Here is a 16,492-nt window from a genome sequence, read left to right on the forward strand (position 1 = left end):
GTACGAACGGGTATCTTCCTTCATTATGAGCCAATTGAGACTTTCGCCTAGCCGCATCAGCGACTTTAATAATTGTCCACAGCTCTACAAATATCGCACGATCGACCTATTGCCTGAACCACCGAGCATCGACGCCGAACGTGGAACGCTGATTCATACTGTTCTGGAAGATCTCTTTGAAATCCCGGCATCGGATCGAACAATCTCACACGCTGCACAAATGTTGCCGGAGAAGTGGCAGGCGCAGATTGAAGAAAAGCCTGCAATAAAAGAGTTGGTTCTAGATTCTGGAGCTTGGTTTAAGCGAGCCGAAGAGTTACTTGGAAATTACTTCACCTTAGAAAACCCAACGCTCTTTGAGCCAACTTATCGAGAGCTGCATCTCGAGATGGATCTATCCCCCGAACTTTATCTACATGGATACGTCGATCGTTTAGATGTTGCACCAACCGGTGAGGTTCGCATCGTTGACTACAAAACCGGAAAATCGCCGAAACCTGGCTGGGAAGATAAGGCTTTCTTCCAACTTCGAGTTTACGCGCTTCTGTATTGGAAGAACCACGGCGTGATTCCAAAGCTTTTGCAACTGATCTACATGGGCGATACTCGATTGATAAAGAGCACACCCACTGAAAAGGATCTAATTAAGACCGAACAGATACTCTTTGATGTTGCTGCAGATATCTTGCGCGCGATTGAACGAAATGAATTCAGGCCGCGCCCAACAAAGCTATGTGATTGGTGCTTCTTTAAGGCTATCTGCCCAGCTCACGTTGGTTAACTTCTGACCATTTCTCTAGATCTAGAATCGTTATATCTTCAAAAGAAGAAATCACCTTGAGCCGAGGCTGTTCTTCGACTTCTACATAGTGAGGAACGGCAACTACAAAAGCGCCGCTTGCGACCGCTGCGGTTATGCCAGTTGGCGAATCTTCAAAGATAAGTGATTGTTCGATGTCGACACCTAGAAGTTTGGCCGCATGTAGATAAGGATCAGGAAAAGGTTTGGTTCGCTCGATATCGCCAGCGCCTACCGTTATATCAAAATACTTCTCGTTCAGGCCACGCAATACGCCATCCACGATAGGCCGCGGACTTGCAGAAACTAGCCCTTGCTTAGTTCGCGACTCATGAATGGCTTTTGATATTGCTAGCGCGCCCGGCATTAGCGGAACTTTTCTCGAGAGACGATCGGTCATCTCTGCGATGATCATGCTTTCTAATTCGGTTGGTGATTTATGCCCCTCTAGACAATTAGACATGTATTCAGCGACGCGACGTAGTGGTCCGCCAAGACAGTGCAATTGATCTTCCGGCTTCCAGTCGTAACCGTTCTCACGCATCATCTGCGTTTCGGCTTCATGCCACTGTGGCTCGGAATCTAGAAAGAGTCCGTCCATATCAAAGAAGATTGCTTGGAAACTCAATTTGCGTTGAAGTATTTCGCCTCAGGATGATGCACGATAATTGCTGATGTACTTTGTTCGGGATGCAACTGGAATTCTTCAGATAGCTCGACACCAATACGTCCTGGCTCTAACAGCTCACACAGCTCGACTTGTTGTTCAATGTTTGGACAGGCTGGATAGCCAAATGAGTATCTCGATCCGCGATAGCCCTGATCGAGAATCCCTTGTAGATCAGGGGCATCGTCGCCGCGAACATGGAACTCTTCACGAACTCGGGCATGCCAATGCTCGGCTAGCGCCTCTGTTAACTGAACTGATAAACCATGAAGCTCTAGATATTCGCGGTAATTATTCGCGGCAAATAACTCATTCGCCGCTTTACTAATCTCACTTCCCATCGTCACAACATGGAAAGCGACGACATCGGTTTTACCTGAATCTTTAGCGGCGAAGAAATCGCTCAAGCAGAGTCTGCGATCGCGTGACTGACGTGGGAACGAGAAACGTGTGCGCTCTTTACCCTTATCTGGGCCTTCGTGATGCAAGATAACTAGATCATTGCCATCGCTGACGCAAGGGAAGTAACCGTAGACAACTGCAGCATTAAGCCAACCCTTAGATTGAACCTGATTTAGAAGCGCGCGAAGACGAGGACGCCCTTCATTTTCAACCATCGTTTCGTACTCGCCGCGTGCACCTTTTAAGCCCCATTGACCAACGAACAAGGCACGTTCATCAAGCATTTCAACATAATCCGCTAACGGAACGCCCTTAATGATTCGGGAACCAAAGAATGGAGCCGCTGGTATATCGATATCGATCGCAACATCACTTCTCTTGGTATCGATTACTAAAGCTTCATCTTTCTTGGGGCGCAGTGGAACCTTGCGTTCTCTAAGTGCAGGCAACGCTGCTCCTGGAACTCCGCGCTTTACCGCCATAATCGAATCCATCAGACGAAGTCCTTCAAATGCATCACGTGCATAACGAACTTCTCCAGGAAACATTCCAGCCAAGTCTTGTTCGACGAAGGCACGAGTCAACGCTGCTCCCCCAAGTACAACTGGCCATTTTTCCGCAAGCCCGCGATTAGTTAACTCTTCAAGATTCTCTTTCATGATCACCGTTGATTTAACAAGCAACCCGCTCATACCAATAGCATCAACGTTTGATTCTTGTGCAGCATCAATAATCTGATTAATTGTCTGCTTAATTCCAATATTCACAACGGTGTACCCATTGTTGCTCAAGATGATATCTACCAAGTTCTTACCGATATCGTGAACATCGCCCTTAACCGTGGCCAGCAGCATTGTGCCGCGACCTTCGTCATCGGTCTTCTCCATATGCGGCTCAAGATAAGCAACTGCCGTCTTCATAACTTCGGCGCTCTGAAGTACGAAAGGAAGTTGCATCTCGCCTTTACCGAAGAGTTCACCCACGACCTTCATGCCCTCAAGAAGATAGTCATTAATAATTGTCAGTGGCTTGATGCCTTCGGCCATCGCAGTATCAAGATCATCGCTGAGGCCGACTTTTTCACCATCAATGATGCGGCGTTGTAGTCGTTCAGTAAGCGGCAAAGCGGCTAGTTCCGAGGCTCGTACATTTCGTGATGCGGCTAGTTCAACGCCTTCAAAGAGTTGTAAGAATTCGGTTAGCGGATCATAGATACAGGTCTCACCGTCGTACTTGCGGCGGTCATAAACTAAATCGAGAGCAACTTCCTTATGGCGTTCTTCAATGCGCGCAAGAGGTGTGATCTTTGAAGGATGCACGATTGCTGAATCAAGTCCGGCTGCCACGCATTCGTGCAAGAAAACAGAGTTAAGAACAACACGAGCCGCTGGGTTTAAACCGAATGAGACGTTGGAAACGCCTAGAGTTGTTTGAACATCTGGATATTCGGCTTTAAGTGAGCGAATAGCCTCGATTGTCTCAATTCCGTCACGACGGGTTTCTTCTTGGCCGGTTGCGATAGGAAAAGTAAGGGCGTCGATCAAGATATCGCCGGTCTTCATCTGCCAGTTATTTGTGAGATCTTCAATAAGTCGACGCGCAACTCGTAACTTCCATTCGGCGGTACGAGCTTGACCTTCTTCATCGATAGTGAGTGCAACTACTGCAGCACCATGTTCTCTGACCAAAGGCATGATTCGCGCAAAGCGAGATGTGGGACCGTCACCATCTTCGTAATTAACGGAGTTAATTACGCAACGACCGCCAAGTGCTTCAAGTCCGGCTTTGAGAACATTAGGTTCGGTCGAATCAAGCACAATTGGCAGAGTTGATGCAGTTGCAAAGCGAGATGCAATCTCGTACATATCTTTTGCGCCATCACGACCGACATAGTCGACTGAAAGATCGAGCATATGAGCACCGTCGCGGATCTGATCGCGTGCGATTTCCACGCACTTCTCCCAATCTTCAGCTACCAGTGCATCACGAAATGCTCGCGAACCATTGGCGTTGGTCTTCTCTCCAATAGCCATATAAGTATTGTCTTGGCGGAATGGAACATATTGATAGAGCGATGATGCACCCGGATCGAGCGCTGCACCACGGTTTTTAAATGGCTTGCTCGACATCTTCTCCACAACTGCGGCCAGATGCTCAGGGGTTGTTCCGCAGCATCCACCAATCAAACCAATGCCGTAATCCCCGACAAATGTTTCAAGCGCATCCGCTAACTCTTTCGGTCCAAGCGGATACTCCGCGCCCTTTGCTCCAAGAATTGGCAGGCCAGCGTTGGGCATTACCGAGATCGCACAGTTAGCGAACTTTGATAGGTAACGTAGATGCTCAGACATTTCGGCAGGACCTGTCGCGCAGTTAAGCCCGATTAGGTCAATCTCTAGAGGTTCAAGTGCATTTAAAGCCGCGCCGATTTCGGAGCCCAGCAACATGGTTCCAGTTGTTTCAACTGTTACTTGGGCAATTAAAACGACGTCGAAATCGACTTCCTCGATCGCTTGGCGGCAACCATTAACTGCTGCTTTTGCCTGTAATAAATCTTGCGTTGTTTCGACTAAGAGCGCATCTGACTTTGCATCAAGCAGACCCTTTGCCGCTGTGTAGTACGCATCTTTCAATTTTTGATAAGTAGTATGTCCGAGCGAAGGTAGCTTCGTTCCGGGACCGAGTGAGCCAAGAACAAAGCGCGGTTTCTCTTTTGTGCTCGCAGCATCTGCCGCCTCGCGCGCGATCTTGGCTCCAGCGAAAGCAAGTTCGTAAATTCGATCTTCAATTCCGTACTCGGCTAAATTCGCCCAGTTCGCGCCAAAGGTATTGGTCTCAATTGCATCAACGCCGACCGCCAAATACTTATCGTGTACTCCGCGCACAATATCTGGTCGGGAGACGTTAAGAATTTCGTTGCAACCTTCGTGGCCTTGGAAATCCTCGAGCGTTGGATCGGCCTCTTGCAACATAGTGCCCATCGCGCCATCGGCGATTACCGTGCGCGATGCCAGGGCTTGGCGGAGTAATCCCGCGGGTCTCTGGCGATTAGGGCTCGTCACTTGGCAGAGGTTACCGTAAGGTGCTCAATGTGGAGATTCATAAGATACCTGCGCTGCGCTCACCAATCATGGTTATCGCATTCTCTGGTTGGAACGATGCTGCAGAAGCCGCAACTGGCGCTGTATCTCACCTCTTAGGTATCTGGAGTGAAATTGCAGATGTAGATAATCCAAAGGCAACAGATCTGATTCCAGAGCTAATCGCCGATGTTGATTCTGAAGATTATTACGATTTCCAAGTAAATCGCCCAATGATTGAGATCGATGGTTCGCATGTCAGATCTCTCATCTGGCCAGGAACCCAAGTCTTTGGTCTCTCCACACCTCAATTTGCCAACGATTTCGTAATCGTTCGCGGCGTTGAGCCATCGATGAAATGGCGCACATTTACGCATCAATTATTAGATCTCGCCGATGACTTAGAAGTATCAACCATCATTACCTTGGGTTCAATGCTCGCTGATGCTCCACACAGTCGTCCTATAACTGTTACGGGATCTGGTGCGCACCCCGACATAGCAAAGCGATTAGGGATTGAAGTCAGTCGTTATGAAGGTCCAACCGGAATTCTCGGTGTCATACAAGATGCATGTCTGCGACGTGGAATCGATGCGATTTCACTCTGGGCTGCCGTTCCTCACTATGCGAGTAGCTCACCATCTCCGAAGGCAACTCTCGCATTGATAAACGCTTTAGAGGATTTTCTAGAGATCGAATTCCCATTGGGTGAGTTAAATGATCACGCCCAAGAATGGGAGAAGGAAGTTGATGAGTTAACGCAGGAAGATAGTGAGATCGGAGACTACGTTAAAGCGCTGGAAGAGAGTAAAGATAGTGCCGCCTTCTCCGATGTATCCGGCGATGAGATTGCCCGTGAACTTGAGAAATTCTTAAGAAGACAAGAAGGAAGTTAGAAAGCGATACCGAGCAAGGTATCGATTGCGCGTGATAGTTCGCCTGGGCTTCCCCCAACTTGTCCCGCGTAAGTGGCTTCAAGCCATCCGCGCAAAGCTTTGATTGCTTTAGGCGTATCTAGATCATCTGCAAGGGCCGCAATAATTTCGGTGATAGTTGAATCAGTTGGTGCAACTTCCATGCGCGAGAGTGCGATGCGCATCTCGTTAAGGAGTTGTTCTGCTTCAACTAGATCACTATTGGTCCACATATGATCGTTGCGGTAGTGATGGCTTAACAAAGCCAAGCGAATCGCCATCGCATCGCGACCTTCTTTGAGCAAATTAGAGACCAGAACGAGGTTTCCCTTTGATTTACTCATCTTGTCGCCATCAAGTCCGATCATTCCTGCGTGAACATAATGCGTTGCAAACTCACGTCCGTTAATCATCTTTGATTGTGCCGCGGACATTTCGTGATGCGGAAAAATTAAATCACTTCCGCCACCTTGGATATCTATCGAGGTGGAATCGCCATCTGCGATATCTAAATAATTGAGCGCAATGGCGCAGCATTCAATATGCCAACCGGGACGACCGGCACCGAACTCAGAGTTCCAACCTGGTTCATTGGGACGTTGTGCGAGCCATAGAAGAGCATCAAGTGGATCTTTCTTGCCATGCTTTAACGGATCTCCCCCACGTTGTGCGAATATATCAAGCATTTCAATTTGAGATAAATTAGAACGGCGTCCAAAGTCTGAATCACTTCTAACTTCAAAGTAGAGATCTTGTTCGACGTTATAGACCGTGCCTTTTTCTTGAAGCGCTTTAATCGCATCTATAACTTGCGGAATCGCCTCAACTGCCCCAATGTAATGAGCAGGTGGGATCACATGTAAAGCGACCATATCTGACTTAAAAAGTTCGATCTGTGAATGAGCAAGATCTTCCCAGTCAATGCCATCGCGCGCTGCTCGTTCCAGAAGTGGATCATCGATATCGGTAATGTTCTCAACGAAATTTACTTGAGCTCCAGTTGCCCGTAAGTATCTATTTACTAGGTCGAAAGCCAGATAAGTATTGGCATGGCCCAGGTGAGTTGCATCGTAAGGAGTAATTCCACAAACATAGATTCGGTAGATGCTCTTTCGAGCAAGAGGTTTTACCGAATTAGTTGCCGTGTCATGAAGTGAGAGATCTGCCAAGGAAAAGCGCGCATCAAGCGGCGGAATATAGAGATCTGACCAGGCCTTCATGCGCTCATCCTAGAACGGTGGCCACGGAACCGCTGGCCAATCTGGGTTGGGTTCCGGAAAACACTTCTGTGAAAGGGCTCTTTCGATTCGATCTACAGTCGCGTTTAACTCTTCCTCTTCAATGAGTCCAAGTACAACATCTCGTTTCTCAGTTGCAATCAACATCTTTGCTAACTGCAATATCTCCAGTTCATCGCTTGAGAATGGCTGCTTCGCCCACTGCCAAAGAACTGTTCGCAACTTATCTTCCTCATGAAAGGTAACTCCATGATCGCAGCCATAGACCGCGCCTTCTGGCGTAGGAATCAAATGTCCGATTTTTCGATCTGTGTTGTTTGTTATCAAATCTAGAAGCGCGATCTTGCGAAGTTCGGCATTATCTTCTTTAAAGAACTCCATCAGATCAACGCTCTCATCAATATCTATCCAGAGTTGAACCATTCCAGTTCCGTAAGGACCATCACGTAGAACTGTCGGTGGCACAAGATGTAAACCTAACCAATGGCTTACTAAAAAAGTCAGGTATTCACGATTAGCTAAGGTGCCATCGGGGAAATCCCAAAGCGGACGTTCGCCTGCAATTGGTTTGTAGATACAAATTAAAGTTCTTTCCTTAACTTCACATGAGGCGTACAAAGTTGCATTAGATGCATCAACTAGCCGTCCAGTAACTGATAGATCTCCGTGGCTCAGATCTCTCAGATACTCTTCAATTTCCTGTGCGCTCAAACCGCTCATCTTCGGTATCCATTAGCGCGCGGACAGAGATGACCACTTGGATCAATAGGACCACCGCAGAATGGGCAAGGTGCGCGACCCGCGCCAACAACAGCGATCGCACGTTTTGCAAAACTTTCCGCATAACCCAATGGAATTAAGACGCGCAAGATATCTTGGCTATCCGATAACTCCATCAACAACTCTTCATCCTCAGGAGATTGGCTATCGGCGATCGCTTGGAGATCAATCTCAATCATCTTGCGATCTGAAAGATAGGCAAGGCCTATAACTCCGACGCGAAACTCTTCATCTATTGGCGTCTCTAAAGGTTGATCATCTCGTTCAACGCGTTCAAATACAGTTAAAGGTTCCGAAGATCTCACTTCTCGTAAAATCTGTTGAGTTCGCTCGGCTAGCGCTGCAACCTGGGCCTTCTCTAGCGAAACCGAAATCAATCGAGAACCGCTCCGTGCTTGAAGAAAGAAGGTGCGCTCCCCCGGAACGCCGACGGTTCCTGCTACAAAACGATCGGCGGGATCGAAGAGAAAGATCTGTCCGCTCATCCTTTGCCTTTACGCCCAGATCCCCCACCAAGCAGCGCAGTAACACCCTTCTTCTTGGAAACTTCTTTCTTTAGGAAGGCCGAGATTGGAGCGGTGGTGCTGTTCAAAGTTAGAACGCGATAATCAACGCCGTTGAAATCAAGAACCGTTAACGATGCAGGATCGATGACAATTTTCTGGAAGTGATCTAAATGTGTACCCAAGACGCTGGCCACGATTGATTTGATGACATCACCATGACTTACGAGAAGCTTTGCACCTTTACCTGGCGTATTTGCTGCGCTATTTAACGCGCGCATGGCCCGAGCTTGAACATCTAATAACCCTTCACCACCCGGAAAATACATCGCGCTCGGAGTATTTTGCACAACCTTCCAGGCCTTGTCCCTTGAAAGAATTGCGAGCTTTCGCCCTGTCCATTTACCGTAGTCCACTTCAACGAGATCGCTTTCGACTTCAACGATCGGCTCGGCTTCACGGTTCTTCGATAATTGCGCCAATAAAGGTTCGATAGTTTGAGCACAACGTTCCATGGGACTAACTCTGATCAGCGAAAAATTAATCTCTTTCAATCGCTTTGCAATATCTTGCGCTTCTTTACGACCGCGGTCTGAGAGATCTACACCTGGCGCTCTTCCGGCAAGAATCGCTTTGGCATTGGCCGATGAATGTGCATGGCGTAACAAAACTATCCGTGTCATGTTAGAAGGTTATCCGCAAAATTCATTTGCGTCTTGCTAGGGTGGCCGCCATGGAACTTCGTCGTGCGGGAAGATCAGGGCTCTCCCTTTCTCGCCTTGCCCTAGGCACAATGACCTGGGGACGCGACACCGATACCCATGAAGCTGCCGATCAAGCACGCGCTTTTATCGAAGCCGGCGGAAACTATTTTGACTCAGCCAGTCACTACGGCGATGGAGATTCAGAACGGGTAATCGGCGGCCTGATCGGGACGCTATTCAAACGAGAAGATGTTGTCATCTCAACCAAAGCGGGATCTTCCTATATTGATGGCGCACTAGTCACAGATAACTCTCGTACCTCATTGATGAGTTCGCTGGATAAATCACTTACTCGTTTGGGAACAAACTATGTTGATATCTGGATGATCCAGAGTTGGGATACGGCAGCGCAATTAGAGGATGCGCTGTCGGCTCTTGATTGGGCATATACCTCTGGTCGCGCCAGATATGTAGGAATTTCAAACTTCAACGGTTGGCAGAGCGCACGAGCTATCTCGTTACAGGAAGCCAATAGCAGCAAGGCTCCTATTGCAGTTATGCAGAATGAATTTTCACTTCTAAATCGAAGAGTGGAAGAAGATTCGTTGCAATGCTCTCGCAATCTGGAAACCGGATTTATCGCATGGTCTCCGCTAGGTCGCGGTGTTCTAACCGGTAAATATCGCAATGGAATTCCTGCCGATTCTCGCGCTGCTACTCCGCACTTCGCGCCCTTTATTGAACCTTACTTAAATGATCGTTCACGTCGCATAGTTGAGGCTGTCTCTGTTGCTGCTCAAGGTCTCGGCTATTCACCACTAGAGGTGGCCTTAGCTTGGGTACGTGATTTTCCCGGCGTAACCAGTTCAGTTGTCGGCGCACGTACCGCCGCGCAGTTGCAAGGCATCTTGGCTAGCGAAGAGATTGAACTTCCTGAAGTTGTACGTAACGCGTTAAACGAAGTTTCAGCAACTCTCTAAAAAGTCGTTAAGTACTCGTACTCCAAAGCGCAGACCATCAATTGGAACTCGTTCATCTACTCCATGAAATAGCGACATAAAGTCGAGATCTGCTGGCAGGCGCAGTGGAGAAAAACCGTAACCAACAATTCCAATTTCAGAGAGCGCTTTATTATCTGTTCCACCGCTCATCAGATAAGGAACTGGAATTCCCTCTGGGTCGTGGGCAAGAATTGCAGCCTTCATCGCATCAACCAGCGGCGCATCAAAATCGACTTCTAAGGCGATGTCGTGTGAAACAGTTTCAATCAAGATATCTGGACCGACGATCGCTCGGACAGTTTCGTTTAACTCGTCCTCATAACCAGGTAAGAAGCGACCATCAATAACCGCACTTGCAGTTCCTGGAATTACATTTGCCTTATAGCCTGCTTCCAACATCGTTGGATTTGCAGTGTTCTGCAACGTTGCTCCAATCATTCGCGCAGTTGAACCAATCTCCTTCAAAAGTGGCCGTAGATCCTTCTCGTCATAGGCTTTTCCAGTCACGCGAGCAACTTCTTTAAACAAATCTTTTACCGTCTTGGTGTAACGCTGTGGCCACTCGTAGCGACCAATTTTGGCGACTGCTTCAGTTAGCGCCGTTAACGCATTTTCATCGTTCATCATCGAGCCATGGCCGGCGCGACCTTGGGCGGTTAACTTCATCCAATGAATACCCTTTTGTGCTGCTTCAATAAAGTAGAGACGCTTGCCATCGGCAACGGTTACGGAGAAACCACCAACTTCTGAAATCGCTTCTGAACAACCAGCGAATACTTCTGGATGGTTTGCCGTCATCCAACGAGAACCAAAGGTCATTCCTGCTTCTTCATCCGCGAAGAAGGCGAGAACAATGTCGCGTTCTGGAACATAACCGCGCTGCGCCCAATCTCGCACGATGGCCAAGATCATTGCATCCACATTCTTCATATCAACTGCGCCACGACCCCAGATACATCCATCTTTAATCTCGCCGGCGAAAGGTTCGACTGACCATTCAGCAGCGTTTGCTGGAACGACATCGATGTGTCCATGAACTACTAAGCCTGGTTTATCTGGATTACTTCCTTTTATACGAGCAATCACATTGCAACGTTTTGGCGCAGATTCATAAATTCTTGCTTCAATTCCAACTTCAGCGAGTGAGGCCACAATGTAGTTAGCAACCGCTTCTTCGTCTCCGCGCCCTTCGCCAAAGTTCACACTGGGAATTCGGATTAAATCTTGGCAGATACGAATTGCTTCATCTTCAAAATTTCTTATCTCGCTCATGCCGTCATTCTCCCCCACAATCGCTCGAAAAAGGACCTGCTTTTGCGTGGTTGCTTCAGCGTTGCTATCGTTTGCAGCGCACTGGTCCGGGTGGCGGAATTGGCAGACGCGCTAGCTTGAGGTGTTAGTGCCCGCAAGGGCTTGAGGGTTCAACTCCCTTCCCGGACACGTTTAATGTGGTGGAATTGGATCGTTATGAAGTTAGCAGACGCCCTCTCCCTGATCAGAGATATTCCAGATTACCCAAAACCTGGCATCCTCTTTAAAGATATAACACCGCTACTGGCCGATCCAACTGCTTACTCAACTGTAATCAAAGCCTTCGCGTCTCAGATCGACGACGTAGATGTAATTGCTGGCATTGAAGCTCGTGGATTTATCTTTGCTGCAGCGATTGCCTTAGAGAAGAACGCTGGTTTCGTGCCCTTTAGAAAAAGTGGAAAACTCCCTTTCGAAACTATCGGCGCGAAATACGGTCTGGAATATGGCGAAGATGAGATAGAAGTTCATATCGATGCATTTGCCAATGGAAAAACGGTAGTGATTATTGACGACGTCCTCGCAACAGGCGGAACGATCGCTGCCGCGCTCGAACTCGCTGAACGCACTGGGGCGGTCGTCAAATCCGTTCAGGTTCTCTTTGAAATTTCTGGACTCGGTGGCCGGGAGTTAATCGCCAAGCGTTTTCCCAAGATCGAGATTAAATCGTTGGTAACTTCTTGAGTTCTAAAGTTCGCATCCACCAGATCCAAGCGCTGCGTGCCGTCGCTGCGACGTTGGTTGTTCTCTTCCATGCCAAGTTAGCACCCGGTGGGTTCATTGGCGTAGATATCTTCTATGTGATCTCTGGATATCTAATAACTGGCATCATCGTTAAAGAGATAACGCTGAGTGGCGCCTTTAACTACCGAAACTTCTTTTTGCGGCGAGCCAAGCGGTTACTGCCTGCCTCAATAAGCGTTCTGATACTTACCGCATTCGGGGCCTGGCTTTTTCTTCCACCAACTATTCGATCATCTCTGGGTCAGGATATCTTCGCCGCTTCCATCTATATTTCCAATTACCTTTTTGCTTGGTGGCAGAACGATTATCAGAATCTAAACGCGACGCCATCGCCAGTAATTCACTACTGGTCGCTCGCCGTAGAGGAGCAGTTCTATCTTCTCTGGCCACTGATAATTTTCACACTCTGGAAGATTGGTCGCCAACGCTTAGTCTTTCGCGGCGTTCTCGGTATCACCATCCTCTCTTTTCTATTCTCGCTCTTCCTAACTAACGCAGCACCGATCTGGGCTTTCTACAGTCTTCCAACTCGCGCTTGGGAACTCGGCGTTGGTGCTCTACTACTCTTCATACCGAAAGAGCTTCTTGAAAAGAAATCTGTTTCTCGAACGCTGATTGTTTGGTTATCTGCACTAACACTTCCGTACGGCGTAATTCGATTCAGTGACAACACGCCGTTCCCAGGTACTGCAGCTCTGTATCCGGTTTTGGCTACTGCGCTACTGATTGCATTCATACATTCGTGGCCGCCAATACTCAATGATTTTTCACGCCTGCGCTTTGTTCAATGGTTAGGTGAAATCTCCTATCCTTTCTATCTCTGGCACTGGCCTCTACTAGTAATTCCAAGTACCCGCTTCGGTCGCCCCTTAACTTTGCTTGAAAGATTTCTCTTAATTGCCCTAACCGCTCTGGCCGCTGATTTAACTCATAGATTTATTGAAAAACCGTTCTCCCGAAGGAAGTTATCAAATCGCCAGACTACGAAGTTCGCATTAGCGGCAACTCTCTCCGGCGTTATGGTGGCAAGTGCAATATTGCTCACCACAAAAGATGACATCTCTCTACCGAATGGTCGCTCTGTATCAATAGCGGCAGTGATGCAGAAGCCTAAGATCTATGACGATGGATGTCATGCAAATTATGGCAACAAAAACTCTCCAGAATGTCTCTACGGAGACGTTAATTCGAAGCGGAAGATAGTTCTCTACGGGGATTCACATGCAGCGCAATGGTTTCCGGCCCTGGAAAAAATCGCAATCGATGAGGGATTTGCGCTAATCAGTCTTACCAAATCCGCCTGTCCTGCCGTTGAAGTCGATCGTGTTAATTCAGGTGCCTTTAAAAACTCCGACTGTAACGCTTGGCGAGATAACTCGATACAGCGAATCAAGCAGTTAAAGCCTGAAGCGGTGATCATGAGTGGATTCCAGCACTTCGCCTACCCAACGCGTTACTCATCGCGTGATGCTTGGTGGTTGGAAGGACAGCGTTCTCTCTATGCCAAGGTTTTAAATAGCTCTCCAAATTTAATTTACATCTCCGATACGCCAAAGCCGCAGCGCGATATCCCTAGTTGCTTAGCAACGGCAAAGGCCGACGAATGCGACGCTAATGAGAAATCAGATCCTCGCGTCGCAGGTGGATTTATCGCGCTAGACCCAACTCCGTGGCTATGTACAGATTCCTGCCCGGCTATTGTCAATGGGATAGTCGCATATCGTGACGCCTCGCACATCAGCGTTGATATGAGCGCCGCACTTTCCAACAATTTACGCGATTTCTTAAGGAGCAATGGCGTTATATGAAGTTACTATCGCCAATTTCCTTAATTAGATGCAAAGATGCACCCCGTGGCTGAACTTATTTATTACTGCGGAACGATGGATAGTGGTAAATCCACGCTTGCACTGCAGACCGCCCACAATCATAAGAGCCGCGGACGTTCGGGTTTAATTTTCACAAGTAAAGATCGCGCCGGTTCTGGAGTTATCTCATCTCGTCTTGGATTACAGAGCGCAGCAATCGAAGTTGATCCAGGATTAGATCTCCACAAGTTAGTTGTGGAACGCCTGTCTGTTGGAGATCGCATTGATTACATAATCTGCGATGAGGCCCAGTTCTATCAGGCAGAACAAATTGAACAACTCGCCAAGATAGTTGATGGTTTGGGGATTGATGTCTTCGCCTTCGGAATCTTGGCAGATTTTCGCACCAAACTTTTCCCAGGTTCCGCACGATTGGTAGAACTTGCTGATCGAGTAAATACGCTTCAAGTTGAGGCTCTTTGCTGGTGTGGTTCAAGAGCAACTCACAATGCCAGAACTCTCGGCGGAGTAATGGTTACCGAAGGTGAACAAGTCGTTGTCGGAGATGTTGCACCAGGTGCGGAAGTCGCCTACGAAGTCTTGTGTCGACGCCACCACATGCGTCGCGTTACTGCGCGTGCATCTCGAGCAGGACATACTTCTCCATTACCTTTACCATTTACAGAGAACGAATAAAGAGCGCTAACTAGTCAATCAATCAGGGAGAGAAAAATGAAAGTACGTGGATACGCTGCAATGACCGCTAAGGCCCCGCTTGCTCCTTGGGAGTTTGAGCGTCGCGATCTTGGCGCACACGATGTCGCCTTAGATATTAAGTACTCAGGCATCTGTCATTCAGATATTCATCAAGCTCGCGAAGAATGGGGTCCTGCCATATTTCCTATGGTTCCCGGCCATGAGATCGCGGGTGTCGTGACAAGTATTGGCTCTGCAGTATCAAAATTTAAAGTTGGAGATCTAATCGGCGTTGGCGTATTCGTTGACTCATGTCGCGTATGCGAGCCTTGCAAAAACGGAACGCAGCAATACTGCATCGAAGGAATGACTGGTACTTATAACCAATTAGAACGTGATGGAAAGACTCCTGCAATGGGAGGCTATGCAAATGTAATGGTCATTAATGAAGATTACGCCGTCACTATTCCTGCAAATCTTTCTCTAGATGGTGTGGCTCCCCTGCTCTGTGCTGGAATTACTTTGTATTCGCCAATTAAGCATTGGAAAGCCGGCCCTGGCAAGAAAGTTGCGGTGATGGGTCTGGGCGGTCTCGGCCATATGGGAGTCAAGTTTGCAGCTGCGATGGGAGCTGAAGTAACTGTCTTTTCGCATTCTCCTTCGAAGGAAGCAGATGCAAAGGCGATGGGCGCACATCACTTTGTTTCAACAAAGTCTGAAGGTTTCCACACTAAGTACAGCAAACACTTTGACCTAATCTTGAATACAGTCAGCGCTGAACTAGATATCAATATCTATCTCTCAATGCTCGGTGTCGACGGAACCCTCGTGGTTATTGGACTTCCTGGAAAGCCGTACTCGGTTGAAGCCGGTTCATTACTACCTGCACGTCGTTCGCTCTCTGGATCAATGATCGGTGGTATCCCTGAGATGCAAGAGATGCTTGATTTCTGTGGAAAACATAACATTGTCAGCGACGTTGAAGTTATTCAGGCTGATTACATCAACGAAGCTTACGAACGCACCGTTGCCAGCGATGTTAAGTATCGCTTCGTAATTGACGCAACTTCCTTCTAGCTAAACTTCTAAAGGAAGTTATTGAGCACAAGAACAAAGATAGGTGCGATAAAAAGCGCTGGTAACAAATTACCAACGGCGATATCTTTAATCTTGAGTAGTCGCAGACCGATGCATACCAACATCACTCCGCCTGTGACTGTCATCGCATCAACCTGATATCCCTCAAGGATGCTTCCCAGTCCTAGCCCAATAACTGTCCAAACTCCCTGGTAGATACCGACCGGAATCGCCGAGACCGCTACTCCCCAACCAAGGCTTGCCGCGAAAGCAATAGCGGCGAAAAAGTCGAGACTCGATTTGAGAAGAAGTTGATCAATACCGGTAGACATTCCATCGCTAATGGAACCGAGTATCGCAAGCGGTCCTATCGCAAATAGCAGCGCTGCTGAAACGAATCCTTCAATAAAGGTGCTCTCTTTGTGGGCACCGAATTTAACCCGCAGCGTTTCGCCCAATCCTTCGAGTCGAGACTCGAGAGAGAGCGCTGAACCTATTCCGCCGCCGATTAATAACGATCCTAAAATTGCCAAGAGCGTCCAACCCTTTGGAATCGAGTTAATGTAGCGATCACTCCACATTGGAGCTAACGCACTAACCGCGCCAAGAATTGTGATGAGCCCAAGTACTTCTGTAATCAACAGCCTTGTGCGAGCAAGCATGCGAGTGCCTACAAGAACACCGATTGCTGCTCCCCCGATAATTGTGGTGATATTAATTAAGGTACCGAGGCCGACGAACATTCGATAAGGATACGGCCTATAAACA

The 16,492-nt window shown here is 48.0% G+C and carries 15 protein-coding genes and 1 tRNA gene; 8 read left to right on the top strand and 8 right to left on the bottom strand.

Annotated elements, in window-relative coordinates:
* The first annotated feature begins 25 nt into the window (after window positions 1–25).
* Window positions 26–781: a RecB family exonuclease gene (locus A1sIIB106_RS03395; RefSeq protein WP_095677338.1), complete on the top strand. Its 756-nt coding sequence runs from the start codon at window positions 26–28 to the stop codon at window positions 779–781.
* Here the strand turns inward: A1sIIB106_RS03395 and A1sIIB106_RS03400 are convergent.
* Window positions 756–1,427 (bottom strand): HAD family hydrolase, encoded by a 672-nt coding sequence (locus A1sIIB106_RS03400; RefSeq protein ID WP_095677339.1) that lies wholly within the window; start codon window positions 1,425–1,427, stop codon window positions 756–758. The two genes, A1sIIB106_RS03395 and A1sIIB106_RS03400, sit on opposite strands and share 26 nt — an antisense overlap.
* Window positions 1,424–4,930, bottom strand: coding sequence for a methionine synthase (gene metH, locus A1sIIB106_RS03405; RefSeq protein WP_095677340.1), 3,507 nt, complete (start codon window positions 4,928–4,930; stop codon window positions 1,424–1,426). The genes A1sIIB106_RS03400 and metH overlap by 4 nt, the downstream gene beginning before the upstream one ends.
* Before the next feature lie 29 nt (window positions 4,931–4,959).
* On the opposite strand from metH, the gene A1sIIB106_RS03410 reads away from it, so the two are divergent.
* Entirely contained in the window at window positions 4,960–5,844 is an 885-nt protein-coding gene (locus A1sIIB106_RS03410) for a PAC2 family protein (RefSeq protein ID WP_095677341.1), read from the top strand.
* On the opposite strand, the gene mshC is transcribed toward A1sIIB106_RS03410, so the two are convergent.
* Genes mshC through A1sIIB106_RS03430 form a run of 4 tightly spaced genes read right to left on the bottom strand, consistent with a single transcriptional unit; the run spans window position 5,841 to window position 9,066 of the window.
* On the bottom strand, window positions 5,841–7,082 hold the full coding sequence (gene mshC, locus A1sIIB106_RS03415; protein WP_095677342.1) for a cysteine--1-D-myo-inosityl 2-amino-2-deoxy-alpha-D-glucopyranoside ligase: 1,242 nt from the start codon (window positions 7,080–7,082) through the stop codon (window positions 5,841–5,843). The two genes, A1sIIB106_RS03410 and mshC, sit on opposite strands and share 4 nt — an antisense overlap.
* Before the next feature lie 9 nt (window positions 7,083–7,091).
* Complete coding sequence (locus A1sIIB106_RS03420; protein WP_190277209.1) at window positions 7,092–7,820, bottom strand: SCO1664 family protein; 729 nt, start codon at window positions 7,818–7,820, stop codon at window positions 7,092–7,094.
* Entirely contained in the window at window positions 7,817–8,365 is a 549-nt protein-coding gene (locus A1sIIB106_RS03425) for a DUF3090 family protein (protein ID WP_095677343.1), read from the bottom strand. Before A1sIIB106_RS03425 ends, A1sIIB106_RS03420 begins: the two co-directional genes overlap by 4 nt.
* The gene (locus A1sIIB106_RS03430) at window positions 8,362–9,066 is read right to left on the bottom strand and encodes an MSMEG_4193 family putative phosphomutase (protein WP_095677344.1); all 705 of its coding nucleotides are present in this window, start codon (window positions 9,064–9,066) and stop codon (window positions 8,362–8,364) included. The genes A1sIIB106_RS03425 and A1sIIB106_RS03430 overlap by 4 nt, the downstream gene beginning before the upstream one ends.
* Before the next feature lie 50 nt (window positions 9,067–9,116).
* Here A1sIIB106_RS03430 and A1sIIB106_RS03435 point away from each other — a divergent pair, with 50 nt between their 5' ends.
* A complete protein-coding gene (locus A1sIIB106_RS03435) occupies window positions 9,117–10,067 on the top strand; it encodes an aldo/keto reductase (RefSeq protein WP_095677345.1) in 951 nt (316 codons plus the stop codon).
* On the opposite strand, the gene A1sIIB106_RS03440 is transcribed toward A1sIIB106_RS03435, so the two are convergent.
* Window positions 10,053–11,360 carry a M20/M25/M40 family metallo-hydrolase gene (locus A1sIIB106_RS03440; protein WP_095677346.1) on the bottom strand — a complete coding sequence of 436 codons (1,308 nt, stop codon included), beginning with the start codon at window positions 11,358–11,360 and terminating at the stop codon, window positions 10,053–10,055. The two genes, A1sIIB106_RS03435 and A1sIIB106_RS03440, sit on opposite strands and share 15 nt — an antisense overlap.
* Before the next feature lie 84 nt (window positions 11,361–11,444).
* On the opposite strand from A1sIIB106_RS03440, the gene A1sIIB106_RS03445 reads away from it, so the two are divergent.
* The 5 genes from A1sIIB106_RS03445 (at window position 11,445) to A1sIIB106_RS03465 (ending at window position 15,724) form a co-directional block, all read left to right on the top strand.
* Window positions 11,445–11,528, top strand: a tRNA-Leu gene (locus A1sIIB106_RS03445).
* A 27-nt stretch (window positions 11,529–11,555) separates the two neighbouring features.
* Window positions 11,556–12,083 carry an adenine phosphoribosyltransferase gene (locus A1sIIB106_RS03450; protein ID WP_095677858.1) on the top strand — a complete coding sequence of 176 codons (528 nt, stop codon included), beginning with the start codon at window positions 11,556–11,558 and terminating at the stop codon, window positions 12,081–12,083.
* A complete protein-coding gene (locus A1sIIB106_RS03455; RefSeq protein WP_095677347.1) occupies window positions 12,080–13,951 on the top strand; it encodes an acyltransferase family protein in 1,872 nt (623 codons plus the stop codon). Before A1sIIB106_RS03450 ends, A1sIIB106_RS03455 begins: the two co-directional genes overlap by 4 nt.
* 45 nt (window positions 13,952–13,996) lie before the next feature.
* Window positions 13,997–14,647, top strand: a complete 651-nt coding sequence (locus tag A1sIIB106_RS03460) for a thymidine kinase (RefSeq protein ID WP_095677348.1) — start codon at window positions 13,997–13,999, stop codon at window positions 14,645–14,647.
* Window positions 14,648–14,683: 36 nt separating this feature from the next.
* Window positions 14,684–15,724 carry an NAD(P)-dependent alcohol dehydrogenase gene (locus A1sIIB106_RS03465; RefSeq protein WP_095677349.1) on the top strand — a complete coding sequence of 347 codons (1,041 nt, stop codon included), beginning with the start codon at window positions 14,684–14,686 and terminating at the stop codon, window positions 15,722–15,724.
* An 8-nt stretch (window positions 15,725–15,732) separates the two neighbouring features.
* On the opposite strand, the gene A1sIIB106_RS03470 is transcribed toward A1sIIB106_RS03465, so the two are convergent.
* Window positions 15,733–16,467 carry a DUF554 domain-containing protein gene (locus tag A1sIIB106_RS03470; RefSeq protein ID WP_095677350.1) on the bottom strand — a complete coding sequence of 245 codons (735 nt, stop codon included), beginning with the start codon at window positions 16,465–16,467 and terminating at the stop codon, window positions 15,733–15,735.
* Between the last annotated feature and the right edge of the window lie 25 nt (window positions 16,468–16,492).

It is taken from the genome of Candidatus Planktophila lacus (genome assembly GCF_002288325.1).
Classification (GTDB): Bacteria; Actinomycetota; Actinomycetes; order Nanopelagicales; family Nanopelagicaceae; genus Planktophila; species Planktophila lacus.